The organism is Sphingobium sp. FW305-3-2-15-F-TSA7 (assembly GCF_058787155.1).
On sequence record NZ_JBYSZM010000006.1, the window covers coordinates 101,414 to 113,931 of the forward strand.

Consider the following 12,518-nt stretch of genomic DNA (forward strand, 5'->3'; position numbering starts at 1 on the left):
TGTTTCAGCATCCATGCTGCAACCTGCGCCATCGCGTTCGTTTCAACATGGACCCTGAAACAAGTTCAGGGTGACGATCGTCCAAGGGTGTAATCTCGCGGAATGTTCTGCGCCGGGCCTAGTCACGCCAGGGCCGCAGGTCGACCGACAGGCTGCTGGGGTAAAGTTCGCTCCGCTGCACCTGCCAGCTTTCGGCCCTGGCTTCGGAATAGCGCCGGAACGTGCCGGCATCCGCGCCGGCAAGGCTGAGGCGCAGCCGATGTCCGGCCTTGATCCGCGCCGCGACCGGGAAGGTCGGGAAGCTGACCTCGGCGACCTTGCCCGGCACCATCGGCATGGCATCGGCACGGGCGAAGCTCTTGGCCGGTTCCGGCTGGGAATAGGGAAGCCGATCCGCACGCGCCGGCTTGCGGTGGATCGCGCGGAACAGGCCCTCGGTGAGATAGGTCACCCGGCCATCGGGCGCGACGTCTTCGAGATAAGCGAAGAAGGCCGGATCGGCGGTGGCGGTTTCGACGAACAGTGTCACGGCGGGGGTGCCGACCAGCTCCATGTCCCGCGGGAACGGTTCCGAGCTATAGGTCAGCAACTTGCGATCGGCTTCGCGCCGGTCGCCATAGGCGGCCGGGGTGCCGATCTGGGTGGTCCAGCGCGTGGCGGTTCCGGTGGTCGCGGAAAAATCCACGCCGTAACGGTCAGCACCGTCGGGGCCGGAGCGTCCGCCGGACAGCGAACCGCCCGCGCCCAGGCGGAATTGGGTGCGCTTCACGTCCGCCGGTGGCCATTGGGCCGTGGTCCGGAATATGCCCGCGCCCAGCACATAATAATGGATCGCGCGCACCACTGGCTTGCCGGCCCGGACATTGGCGATGAACGCCGAGATTCTGGTCCATTGATCCTCGAACGACGGAAGCGGCGGGGCCGTGTCGGGAAAGAAGGGATCGGTCAGGCGGTTGCCGCCATGCGTGTTGGCGGTGATCCACACCTCCATCGGCACGTCCGGAAGCGACCGATAGCGCGCGAGCGTGCCCTCCGCGGTGCCGGCATCCATCCAGCTTGCCCAATATTGGACCGGCACGCGCCTGCGCGCGATCTCCGCCAGCCGGGAAGCCGGGCTCGACGAGAACATGGTGAAGCCGTTCGCGCCCTTGTCGTCGCGAAATTCCGCGCGGCGATAATCGTCGGGTTTCCAGTGGCGCCGCGATGCGATCGCCTGGCGCAGCAGCGCATGATCGGTATCCTTGTCGACCGGCTGGAGGCGGGGCCAGAGGCGCGCGCAATCCTCGACGCGCGCGCCGCAATCGAATCCCTCTTTCGGGTCGAGCGACTTGCCATAGTCGCGCAGCAGCGTGTCGCCGCCCCACAGGCGCATCATCATGTCGTTGGCGACCCCGCCGGGCGCGAAGAGGTGGAGATACGCATCGAAATCGCTCGCCCGGATGACCGCGCCGGTCAGCCCCGCGGGCGATCCGGTCGCCAGATCGGCGGTGTCCGCCATGTAGGAGACGCCCTGCGCGAATATCTGTCCGTTCGACCACGGCCGGGTCTTCAGGTGCCTGATGATCACATCCATGTCGCGGATCTCGTCGGGACCGATCTCGACCATCCGGTCGCCGAAGGATGCGGTCGAGCCGCGCGTGTCGACGATCGCGACGACATAGCCCTGGTCCACCAGCGCGCGATATTTGCCGCCTTCGCCGTGGATGAAGGTTCCCGCGCGGCCATAGCGGGTCTGGACGAGCAGCACGGGGTGCTTCCCCTCGGCACGGCCACCGGGAAACCAGAGACTGACGGCGACACGCACCCCGTCGGGCATTGCAAGATAATAGGAACGGTCGCTCCAGCCGGCAGGGCGCGCCGTGGCGGCGGCCGGCTGTGCGAGGGGCGGGGGCGCGGCCGTCCCCGTGCCGCCGACGCTCCCCGCGAGCAGCAGGGAGGTTAATAGCGCGCACCGGGCGAGCGTGCCGCTCACGCCTGCCTGTCCCCTCATCCATCCCAATCGCCGCATGTCAGTCTCCGGATATGTCGTGGTGCGTCGAATGCGCGTGCCGTATAATTGAGATTGACCTCAAGTTTATAAATTTGCAAGAGACGATGATGTCGACCAGCCCCTTCGGCGCGAGCATGCGCCGGATTGCCGAGGACAAGCGTATGAAACCGACCGATCCCGCAGCCACGGTAGATACCGGTTCGCCGGGCGCTCCGCACGCGCACGCGCTTTCCCGGCGTGGCTTGTTCGGCCTGTCGGGCGCGCTGGCCTTTTCCGGCGCCATCGCTGCCCGCGGGCAGGCGGCGTCCGCGAGCGACCCGATTGCCGGGATCGTTCAACATGCGATGGAGCAGGGCCCGTTTCCCGGCATCGTCGTTGCGGTCCAGAAGGGCGATCGGACACTCTATCGCCAGGGCTTCGGCTATATCGACCTGGAGAACCGGATCGCGGCGACGCCGGAGGCGGTGTTCCCGATCGGATCGGTGACCAAGACGATGACCGGCCTTGCGATCATGCAGCTCGTCGCACAGGGCAGGATCGCTCTCGACGACGTGGCGGGCCAATATATCGACGGCCTGCCGGCGCCGGTCGCCGCGCTGCGGATCCGCAATCTCGCGGATCATAGTGCGGGCCTGGTCGGCTATCTCGATGTGCCGGGCTTTCCGCGCACGAGCCAGGATCCGATTACCCGGCAACAGGTCGTAGGCTGGTTCGCGAAACAGCCGCTTCAATTCGAGCCCGGGACGCGCTGGAGCTACAGCAATTCGGGCATCTACCTGCTCGGCCTGATCATCGAGAAAGTGTCGGGTCTCGGCTACGACCGCTATCTGCAGGACAATGTCTTCGCGCCGTTCGGAATGGCGAACAGTTCGATCACCGGCTGGGCCCGGCTGCAGCCGGGCCGGGCGCATGGCTACAGGCTTGGCCGCAATGGGCTCGAAAATGCGCAGCGCTACGATCCGCTGGTCGCCTTTTCGGCGGGGGCGGTGCTCTCGACCGTCGACGACATGCTCCGATATCGCCGCGGCGTGTTTGGCGACGGGCCGACTACAAAGGCGGTTCGCGGGCTCATCCTTCAGCGCGACCGGTTGAAGAGCGGCACGCTGCTTCCCTATTCGCTCGGCTGCCTCGCCATCGCCGATTTCGAAGGACACCGGAAGATCGGGCATCCCGGCGACATTTTCGGCTTCAGCGCGCAATATGCCTATTATCCCGACGACGACGTCACGATCGTGCTGCTTTCCAACATCCAATATGGCGGCATCTCGATCGTTTCGCTCGAACAGAAGATCGCGCGCGTGGTGCTGGGATTGCCCCAGCCCGTCATCGTCGATGCGCCGCTTTCCGCAGCCGATGCTGCGCGCTTCTCCGGCAGTTACGCGCTTGGCGAGATACGCTTCGCGGTCGATGCGATGCGCTTCGCCGTCAAGGACGGCGGGCTGCAGGTCGGATTCGTCAAAGGCGGCGATAGCGGCCCCGGGATTCCGTTGCGCTATCAGGGCAGGGGCGAATTCGTGTCGCGTTACGACGACGAGCAGCGCTTCCGGTTCGAAGGTGCCGGCCGGCAGCGCAGGGTTTTCATGTCGTCCTACGGCTCGGTCTTCGAAGCGGTGGCGATTCCCTGAATGTCCTTATGGAGCGAGCCATGCGGCGAGCGCTGCGACGGGTTCGGCAAGGCCGTCCGGCGCCGGCTCGTCGGGATAGAAGATGCGCAGCCAGATCAGACTGCTGGCGTCGGCGACGACATCGTCGTCGGCGCCCATCTCCGTCAGCAGTTCGAGCAGGCTGGGATCGGGATAGACGATCAGCTTGCGCACCAGTTCGTCCATCATGCCGCCGAGCAGATAGGCGGCGAGCATGGGGACGCCGGGACCGGTGCCGCGACGACGGCGCACGCCCTCGGCGACGCGCTGATACCAGACCCGGTTGGCGTCCTGGCTGAGCCGGGCGAATTCCGGCGTCTCGTCCCCGACCTGGAGGATGCAGCGCATGAGTCCGGCATTGGCGCGGCATACCGAGATCCAGCGACGGTTGGTCAGCCGGATCGAATCATAGGCCGTCCGATCGCCGTCGCGCGGCGTTTCGAGATTGAAGAAGTTTTCCAGCAGGTCCGTAAGGACAGTGACCGCGGCGTCGGTCTTGTCCTTGAAGTAAACGTAAAAAGAACCCTCGGCCATTTCGGCGGTCTCGGTAACATCCGAGACACGCATCGCATGATAACCCTTCTTCTCAAGAACTTTTGCAGTCGCAATCTTGATGCGATCACGCGTTCTCAACCCCTTTTGCTTAGGAGGGTCGTTGCGATATGTGGCTTCGAGGTGCTCGATATAAGATAGATTCATGGATTCATCTTGAAAAAATGGGATGCGAGCATTCTTGCCGATTGACGTTGGTTATAAATGAGGCCAATCTCAAAAAATGCAACCCCTGATGGGAAATCAATGACTCACACAGCCGTCACTCAGCCAAGCGCCTCGCTGCAACCCGGCGACCAGCTTGGTCCCTCGGAGTGGATCGAGGTCACCCAGAGCATGATTAGCCAGTTCGGCGTCATCACAAAAGACCCCGATCCGATGCACATCGATCCCGAATGGGCGCGGTCGAACGGTCCTTATGGCGGGCCGATCGCTTTCGGCTTCCTCACGCTCGCGCTGCTGACCCATATGCTGCACGAAGCGGTCGGCACCGACCCGCAGGCGGAGCGGCGCGAGCCGGGGCATTTCCTCAACTATGGTTTCAACCGCGTGCGCTTCATCGCGCCTGTCCGGGCCGGCGATCGGGTGCGCGGACATTTCCAGGTGAGCGAGAAAGTCGCCGACGAACAGGATCGCTGCCTCACCACCTTCGCCTGCCGGATCGAGATCGAGGGTGGCGAGCGCCCGGCGCTGATCGCCGAGTGGCTGTCGATCGCCGTTCCGCCCGAAAAGGACTGAACGTGACGTCGCGCGGAGTGTTCAACGGCCGCGAAACGGGCTTGTACGCGATCGGATCCTTCGGCACGGGCGCTTTCTCGACGGTGCCGACCGTGCTGCTCCTTTATTTCTGTACCGAGATCGTCGGGATTCCCGCGGCCACCGCGGCGCTGATCGTCTTTGTCCCCAAATTATGGACCCTGTTCTGGGATCCGTTCGTCGGGGGATGGTCCGACCGCACGGTGAGCCGCTTCGGGCGGCGGCGGCCCTTTCTCGTCGCTGGTGCGGCCGGGACCGGCATCGCGTTCGCCCTGCTGTTCGCGCCGCCGCCGATGGCGCCGGCGGGCCTCTCGCTCTGGGTGGGGCTGAGCTATCTCGCGCTCGTGACCTTCTATGCCCTTTTTGCGGTTCCCTATGTCGCGCTCCCGGCCGAATTCGCCAGGACCGCGTCGGATCGGTCGCGCCTCGTGGGCTGGCGCATGGCCGCGGCCATGATCGGCGTGCTCGCGGGGGCCTCGCTTGCGCCCATGCTCGTCGCCGCGGCCGGCGGCGGGCGGACCGGCTATGCCGTCATGGCGCTTTGGCTCGGCGCGACGTGCGCGATATCGATGCTCGCGCCCCTGTTCGTCCTGAGCGGCCGCGACGGGCCCGTGGCGACGGCGACGGTCGAGCGTGGGGCGCTATGGCGCCAAATGCAGGCCGCCGTCCGCGACCGCGCGTTCCGATGGCTGGTGATCGCCTATATCCTCATGCTTGCCGCTGCCGGAATCATGTCGGCCTCGGCGCCTTATCTTGTCGTTCACGCGCTTTCGCGGAACGAGGCGGATATCGGCGTCGCGCTCGGAATCATGCTGGTCGCCACCAGCCTGACCGCGCCCGTGCTTGCATGGGCCGGCCGCCGTTGGGGCGAGGCTCCTGCGCTGACCGTATCGATCCTCGCTTATATCCTCGCCGCCGCGATCGTGGCACTCGCGGCGAGATACCATCATTGGCCGATGATGCTGGCCGGGTTCGCGCTGGCGGGGCCGGCATTCGCCGGGCTGCAGGTTCTCCCCTATACGATGGTGGCGCACCTGATCCATGCCCGTGCGGCCGCGGGAACCGCGGCGGAAGGGACGCTGACGGGCATGTGGACCGCTGCGGAGAAGATCGGCCTTGCCCTGGGGCCGCTCGCCACGGCGCTCGCGCTCGCGATGGTCCAACGGGATTATGCGGGCGGACTGGCGGGGTTCGTCATGCTGGCGACCGCGGCGCTCGGCATGCTTTCGATTCCCTTGCTGCGACTGGCGGGACAGTCATGACCGACCTGCCACCACCGCTGCCCCGGATCAGCGATTATGCCGGCTGGCACGCGAGGCTGCGGCCGGATGCGGTCGCGCTCAAGCTGGACGACCGCGCCTGGACCTATGCCGAGCTGTCGGCCGCTGTGGACCGGCTGGCATGCGCGCTGCTCGCCGCCGGCATCGGCAAGGGCGATCGCGTTGCCACGCTCCAGCCGCCGCATCCGGCCTATCTGGTCGATTTTCTGGCGACCGCCTCGATCGGCGCGATCTGGGTGGGGCTCAACCCGCGCTACCGGCTCGAGGAACTGTCGCATGTCCTCACGGATTCGGAGCCGGCCATCCTCTTGGGCCGAAGGCATATCGGCGATCGCTGTTACGACACCGAACTGGCGGCGCTCGCGGCCACCTGCCCCTCGCTTGGGCGTATCATCCTCCACGACAGTGTCGACGGTCCGCCGGGGACCGAGCCGATGGCGGCGTTCCTGCAGTCCGGCGACGGTATCGGGAAGGGCAGGCTGGACACCGCGCGTGCCGGCTGTGGCGGCCGCGATCCGTGCCTGATCGTCTACACGTCGGGATCGACGGGTGCGCCGAAGGGCGCGCTGCTGCATCATGCTGGCCTGAGCCAGTTCAGCCTTGCGCAGAACGACCTTTGGCCATTCCCGTCGCTTCGGGTGATCAATTATTTTCCGATCAACCATGTCGGTTCCGTCGTCGACTGCAGCCTGCCCTGCCTCGTCGCCGGCGGTACGACGATCTTCATGGAAAAATTCGATCCGGCCGAATGCCTGAGGCTCATGGCGCGGGAACGGGTGACATTATGGGGTTCGGTGCCGAGCACCTTTCCGATGATCCTCGATCTTCCCGACTTTGCGGATCACGATCTTTCGGCGGTCGAGCTGATCATATGGGGCGGGGCGGCGATGAGCGGGGATGTGATCGCGCGCCTGGCGGCACTGGGGCCGGCGCTCGCGACCAATTACGGGATGACCGAAACCACCAGCGCGATCACCGCCATAGCGCCGACGCGCGACCTGGAACGGCTTGCCAATTCCGTCGGCCCGGCGTTTCCGGGCGTCGAGATCAGGCTGTGCGGCGCGGACGGCGCGCCGGTCGGGCAGGGTGAGGTCGGTGAGGTCCAGGCGCGATCGGCGCTGAATTTCCTGGGATATTGGCGCAGGCCCGATGCGACGGTCGAGGCGTTCACCAGCGATGGCTATTTCCGCACCGGCGACCTGGCGGTGCTGCGGCCCGACGGATGCTATCGGATCGTCGGGCGCATCAAGGAGATGTACAAGTCCGGCGGCTACAACGTCTATCCGCGCGAAGTCGAAGCGGTGCTCGAATCGCATCCCGCGGTCGAGGCCGCAGCCGTGGTCGCCATGCCGGATCCGATATGGCAGGAAGTCGGCATCGCCTTCGTCACGCTCGGCGCGCCCGTCGACCCCGCCGATCTCTATGCCTGGTGCCGCGCGCGCCTCGCCAATTACAAACTTCCCAAGCGCATCGAGATCGAGCGCGTGCTGCCGCTGCTTCCGATCGGCAAGATCGACAAGGCGGCGCTTCGGCGGCGGCTGGGTTGAGCGGAGGGGGCTGATCCGCTGCACGTGAAGAAAAGCCTGACGAGATGATCGAGCCCCAAAACCCGCTCATCCCGAGCGAAGTCGAGGGACTAAGCCGAGCGCAGCCGAGGCTGATGGCGCAGTTGGTCCTCGGCTTCGCTCGGACGGCTCCCTCGACTTCGCTCGGGACAAACGGAGGGTGCCGCGGGGCCCCGCCATTGCGGCAGGCACTTGCGCCATCGATCAGAAGTTCACCCGATATTCGACGCCATAGGTGCGCGGTTCGCCCAGTGTGATCAGTTTCTGGCCGTTGAGTGTGTTGTCATAAAGGTCGAAGAGCCTGGTCATATAGGTCTTGTCGGTCACATTCTTGCCGAACAACGAGACGCGCCAGCGGTCGTTGCCGGATGCCAGCGTCATCCGCAGGTTGAGCAGCCCATAGGCGCCGACGCGACCGTCGGGATCGTTGTTGGTGGTCAGATAGCTGCGGCCACGAAGCTGATATTCCGCCTGGACCGTCAGCGGGCCGATGCCCGTCGGCACCGTATATTCCGCATGGATGTCGCCGGTATAGGCCGGGGCGAAGGGAATGAAGCGCAGCGGTTGCCCGTCCGGAAGCAGCCCTTCCTCATATTTCGCGCCCTGCACCGCGATATTGCCGCCCATCCGCAGCCGATCGCTGATACGCGCATCGACTTCGATCTCGACGCCCCGGCTATGGGCGCGGCCGGCATTGAGGATGATCGGATTGAAGAAGGTGGTCGCGGGATTCTGCGTGGTGATCTGGATGTCGTTCCAGCGCATCGCATAGACGGCCGCGTTGATCGAGAGGCGGCGGTCGAACAATTCGGCCTTCAATCCGGCCTCGTAGTTCCAGAGCGATTCGGGGCCGAATGCGATGCCGTTGGCGTCGCCCAGCGCGTCGTTGAAACCACCGCTCTTGAAGCCCTTCGACGCGGTGAGATAGGTCATCAGCGTCGGCGAGACACGGAAACGGATATTGGCGTTCGGCGTCAGCCGGCCCCAGCTGTCCTTCGCGACGATCGTCGCGCTGCCGCCGAGGATCGAGAGCGGATCCGTCTGGACATAGTGGATCCGCTTGCTGTCATGCGTGTATCGTGCGCCGAGCGTGACATCGATGCGGTCGCTCAGCGCCAGCGTGCCGCTGGCGAAGATTGCCTTGCTGATCGTCTTGAGACGCCCGGTCGATCCGATGATCGAACCGCTCAGGCTGGGATCGCCGAAAATGGCAGCGGTCGCGGAGCCGAGCTCGATGAAGCTCTGATTGTCGGTATCCTGGTCGAGATAATAGAGGCCGCCGAGCAGGCTGACCGGCCCGATGCTCCCGCTGATGCGAAGTTCGTTGGAGAAACGCTTCACCCGCTCGGGGTCGCCGTCATAGGTTATGGCGAGCTGGCACCGGCAGGTGTCGGTGCGACTGTAATAGTCGTGCTCGCGATAGGCGGCGATGTCGACGATATCGATCCCGCCCAGCCGGGTTCGGAAATTCGCCGACACGCCGGTGGAATGCAGCCGCTCCTTGCTGGGCGTGTTGGCGATCACGCGCCGATCGAACGGATCGGCGTTGAGGGCATATCCCTGCGCCTGAAGCAGTTGCGTAACCAGCGCCGCCGGGTTGTAGCGCAGCGTCTCGAACACCAGCGTCTCCTGATGCGCTTCGGCATGGTCGACGCTGAGCAGCAGCTCGGTATCGGCCGCGGGCGTGAAGAGGAGCTGCGCGCGGCCGGACCAGACATCGTGATCGTTGACGTCGCGGTTGAGGAAGATGTTGCGTTCATATCCGTCGCGGAAATCCCGGACCAACGCGATCTTGGCGCTGAGCAGGCCGTCCACCAGCGGTCCCGAGAGCGAGCCGGCGAGCCGCGTTCGGTCGTAATTCCCGAAGATTCCGCTGAATGAAGCCTTCAGCTCGTCGCTCGGCCTTTCGGTCGTGATGTTGATGACGCCGCCGATCGTGTTGCGGCCGTAAAGCGTGCCCTGTGGTCCGCGCAGCACTTCGACCTGCGCGATGTCGTAAAGGTCGAGATTCGCGCCCGCGCCCTGCCCGACAAAGACCTCGTCGACATAATAGCCCACCGCGGGATCGGCGCCCGCCGAGCCCGCCGAGCCGACGACGCCGCGCAGCGAGGTGGGGGAGAGTTTCATGTCGCCGAAATCGCCATAGTTCAGGCCCGGCGTGACCTTCGCCACGTCCGCGAGGCTGTCGATCCCGCGCCGCTGCAGTTCCGCTGCGGTCAGCGCGGTGATCGAGATCGGCGCATCCTGCAGCCGTTCGCGGGTCTTTCGCGCCGTGACGATGATGTCTTCGCTCGCATCGACCCCCGATGCCTGGTCGCGTGCCTCCTGCGCCGCTGCCGGTCCGCCGATTGCGCAGGTCGCGACGATGGCTGCGGTGGAAAACCAGAAGTGGCGCATGGTTATGATCCTCCCATTTATCGAAGTTGAGATCATACTCATTTTTCTCTTGACTGGAAGCGGTAATCGCCGTTCCATTGTGGCCATGCCGAGCAGGGTTTTTCCTACCGACCGGAAACGCCGGCGGCTGCCACTCGGATTGGGGGTCAGACAATGAAGATCGCGAACATGGTCCGTTTCGGGGGAAGCTGCCTCGTCCTGGCCACAGCCATGACATCCGGACTTGCGGTTGCGCAGGAGAGGCCGGGACAGGCCACCGGCGCGGACAATGAGCTGGAGGAGATATTGGTGACCGCCCAGCGGCGTACCCAGGGCCTTCAGGATACGCCGCTTTCGATCAGCGCGCTCACCGCGAAGACGCTTGAGAATGCGGGCGTGGGGCGTGTCGAGGATATTTCGAACGCGCTGCCCAACGTCTATGTCGCGCCCCGCGAACTGCGCACCACGTCGATCGCGATCCGCGGCATCTCGGCGGATCTCAACAATCCCGGGCTCGACCAGAGCGTCGGCGTCTATGTCGACGGCGTCTATATGGGGCGCGCCGCGACCATCAATTCCAACCTGTTCGATCTCGAGCGGATCGAGGTTCTGCGCGGGCCGCAGGGGACGCTCTACGGCCGCAACACCATCGCCGGCGCGGTCAATATCCTCACGCGCCGCCCGAATGCCGATGCGCGCGCCGCGGCCAGCCTCAGCTATGGCAATTACGATGCGATGCGCGCGAACGCGGTCGTCAGCGGCCCCCTGTCCGGCACGGTCTTCGCCAGTGCGGCAGTGTCGCTCGACCGCCGCGACGGCATGGTCCGGAATATCGCCACCGGCACGCGGCTCGACGATCTCGACGGCCTCGGCGGGCGGATGACTCTCGTCTATGATTCGGGCGGCGACTGGGATTTCGCGCTGCGTGGCGATATCTCGCGCGATCGCACCCATTCCGGCGCCTATGATATTTTCAACAATGGCGCCTTTACCGGCGCGCCCTTCGCCGATGCCGATCCCGATGACCGAACCGTCGCCCAATCGACCGACACCACGCAGAATCGCGACGTTTACGGCGCCTCGGGCGAGTTCAATCTGCGGACCGGCGGCGGCACGCTGACGTCGATCACCGCGATACGCGGCTATAAATGGAACAACATCCAGGACAATGACTATACGGTGCTCGACATGCTCGACACCGGTATCCGCGAGCGTCAGAGCCAGTTCTCGCAAGAGCTGCGCTTCGCGAGCGATGTCGCGGATCGTTTCAGCTATGTGGCGGGCCTCTATTATTATCATCAGTCGCTCGACACGACGTCGCTCGTGGTGATCGGCCCCGATCTCGGCATCTATCCGACACGCACGAACGCGACGATTCAGGCGAATGTCGATACCGACAGCTATGCCGCGTTCGGGCGTGCCGTCTATCGCTTCACTGACAGGCTGAGCCTGGCGGCGGGCCTCCGCTACACGCACGAACGCAAGACGCTCGACTTCGCGCAGACTGGCGATCCGTTCGGCATCATCGCGGCGACGATCGCGCCGCGCCATCTGAAGCGCAGCGAAGGCAAGGTTTCGCCGTCGGTCAGCATGGAATGGCGCCCCCGCGCCAAGCTGCTCGCCTATGCGACGTTCAGCCAGGGCTATAAATCGGGCGGCTTCAACGTCTTTTCCGTGACGCCCACCAACAGTGCCGAATACCGGCCCGAATCGGTCAATAATTACGAGCTCGGCCTGAAAAGCGAGTTTCTCGACAGCCGGCTGCGCATCAACGCTTCGATATTCTACATGGACTATACCGACCTGCAGCAGAATCAGCTCATCTCGACGGGCGGCGGGATCGCGCAATTCCAGACCTCGAACGCGGCCAAGGCACGCAGCAAGGGCTTCGAGATTGAGGTTTCGGCACTGCCGGTGCGGCAGCTCCAGCTGACCGCGAGCTATGGCTATGTCGACGCGGTCTTCGAATCCTATCCCAACGCCAATGCGGCCGGCGCCGACTATACCGGAAACAGGCTCCCGCTGGCGCCTCGGAGTACGCTCAGCGGCGCCTTCGAATGGACCCAGCCGCTTGGCGGCAGCCTCCAGCTCTTCCTGCGCGGCGAGGCGAGCCATCGCAGCCGGTTCTTCTTCGCATCGGACAACGCCTATGCATCCGGTGCGCTGACCCTGCTCAATGCGCGGATCGGCATCGGCCCCGAAAGCGGCGCGTGGCGCCTGTCGGCATGGGCGCGCAACCTGACCGACGAAACCTATGTGACCAACCGCTTCAGGGGGGCGGTGGTGCCCGGCCAGGTCGCGCAGTCGCTGGGGCCGCCGCGCACCTATGGCGCCGAAATGCTGGTCAAATTCTGAG

8 protein-coding genes are annotated in these 12,518 nt (G+C 64.9%); 5 read left to right on the forward strand and 3 right to left on the reverse strand.

Annotated features, from left to right (window positions below):
- Positions 1-118: 118 nt before the first annotated feature.
- Positions 119-2,008: a CocE/NonD family hydrolase gene (locus AC3WN8_RS06205; RefSeq protein ID WP_492668527.1), complete on the reverse strand. Its 1,890-nt coding sequence runs from the start codon at positions 2,006-2,008 to the stop codon at positions 119-121.
- A gap of 89 nt (positions 2,009-2,097) precedes the next feature.
- On the opposite strand from AC3WN8_RS06205, the gene AC3WN8_RS06210 reads away from it, so the two are divergent.
- Positions 2,098-3,615 carry a serine hydrolase domain-containing protein gene (locus AC3WN8_RS06210; protein WP_492668528.1) on the forward strand — a complete coding sequence of 506 codons (1,518 nt, stop codon included), beginning with the start codon at positions 2,098-2,100 and terminating at the stop codon, positions 3,613-3,615.
- Positions 3,616-3,621: 6 nt separating this feature from the next.
- Here the strand turns inward: AC3WN8_RS06210 and AC3WN8_RS06215 are convergent, their stop codons facing one another.
- Positions 3,622-4,332 carry a TetR/AcrR family transcriptional regulator gene (locus tag AC3WN8_RS06215; RefSeq protein WP_492668529.1) on the reverse strand — a complete coding sequence of 237 codons (711 nt, stop codon included), beginning with the start codon at positions 4,330-4,332 and terminating at the stop codon, positions 3,622-3,624.
- Between the two features lie 99 nt (positions 4,333-4,431).
- On the opposite strand from AC3WN8_RS06215, the gene AC3WN8_RS06220 reads away from it, so the two are divergent.
- From AC3WN8_RS06220 to AC3WN8_RS06230, 3 genes are read left to right on the forward strand one after another with little or no spacing between them, the layout of a single operon-like run.
- A complete protein-coding gene (locus AC3WN8_RS06220) occupies positions 4,432-4,923 on the forward strand; it encodes a MaoC/PaaZ C-terminal domain-containing protein (protein ID WP_492668530.1) in 492 nt (163 codons plus the stop codon).
- A 2-nt stretch (positions 4,924-4,925) separates the two neighbouring features.
- On the forward strand, positions 4,926-6,203 hold the full coding sequence (locus AC3WN8_RS06225; RefSeq protein ID WP_492668531.1) for an MFS transporter: 1,278 nt from the start codon (positions 4,926-4,928) through the stop codon (positions 6,201-6,203).
- Positions 6,200-7,768 (forward strand): class I adenylate-forming enzyme family protein, encoded by a 1,569-nt coding sequence (locus AC3WN8_RS06230; protein WP_492668532.1) that lies wholly within the window; start codon positions 6,200-6,202, stop codon positions 7,766-7,768. The genes AC3WN8_RS06225 and AC3WN8_RS06230 overlap by 4 nt, the downstream gene beginning before the upstream one ends.
- Before the next feature lie 222 nt (positions 7,769-7,990).
- On the opposite strand, the gene AC3WN8_RS06235 is transcribed toward AC3WN8_RS06230, so the two are convergent.
- The gene (locus AC3WN8_RS06235; protein WP_492668533.1) at positions 7,991-10,183 is read right to left on the reverse strand and encodes a TonB-dependent receptor; all 2,193 of its coding nucleotides are present in this window, start codon (positions 10,181-10,183) and stop codon (positions 7,991-7,993) included.
- Positions 10,184-10,393: 210 nt separating this feature from the next.
- Between AC3WN8_RS06235 and AC3WN8_RS06240 the strand changes: the two genes are divergently transcribed.
- Positions 10,394-12,517 carry a TonB-dependent receptor gene (locus AC3WN8_RS06240; RefSeq protein ID WP_492668534.1) on the forward strand — a complete coding sequence of 708 codons (2,124 nt, stop codon included), beginning with the start codon at positions 10,394-10,396 and terminating at the stop codon, positions 12,515-12,517.
- Position 12,518 lies beyond the last annotated feature (1 nt).

Excerpts from the sequence above, each read along its gene's own strand:
- AC3WN8_RS06230 (WP_492668532.1), top strand. The coding sequence starts at position 6,200 with ATGACCGACCTGCCACCACCGCTGCCCCGGATCAGCGATTATGCCGGC.
- AC3WN8_RS06210 (WP_492668528.1), top strand. The coding sequence starts at position 2,098 with ATGTCGACCAGCCCCTTCGGCGCGAGCATGCGCCGGATTGCCGAGGAC.
- AC3WN8_RS06220 (WP_492668530.1), top strand. The coding sequence starts at position 4,432 with ATGACTCACACAGCCGTCACTCAGCCAAGCGCCTCGCTGCAACCCGGC.
- AC3WN8_RS06235 (WP_492668533.1), bottom strand. The coding sequence starts at position 10,183 with ATGCGCCACTTCTGGTTTTCCACCGCAGCCATCGTCGCGACCTGCGCA.
- AC3WN8_RS06240 (WP_492668534.1), top strand. The coding sequence starts at position 10,394 with ATGACATCCGGACTTGCGGTTGCGCAGGAGAGGCCGGGACAGGCCACC.
- AC3WN8_RS06215 (WP_492668529.1), bottom strand. The coding sequence starts at position 4,332 with ATGAATCTATCTTATATCGAGCACCTCGAAGCCACATATCGCAACGAC.
- AC3WN8_RS06205 (WP_492668527.1), bottom strand. The coding sequence starts at position 2,008 with ATGCGGCGATTGGGATGGATGAGGGGACAGGCAGGCGTGAGCGGCACG.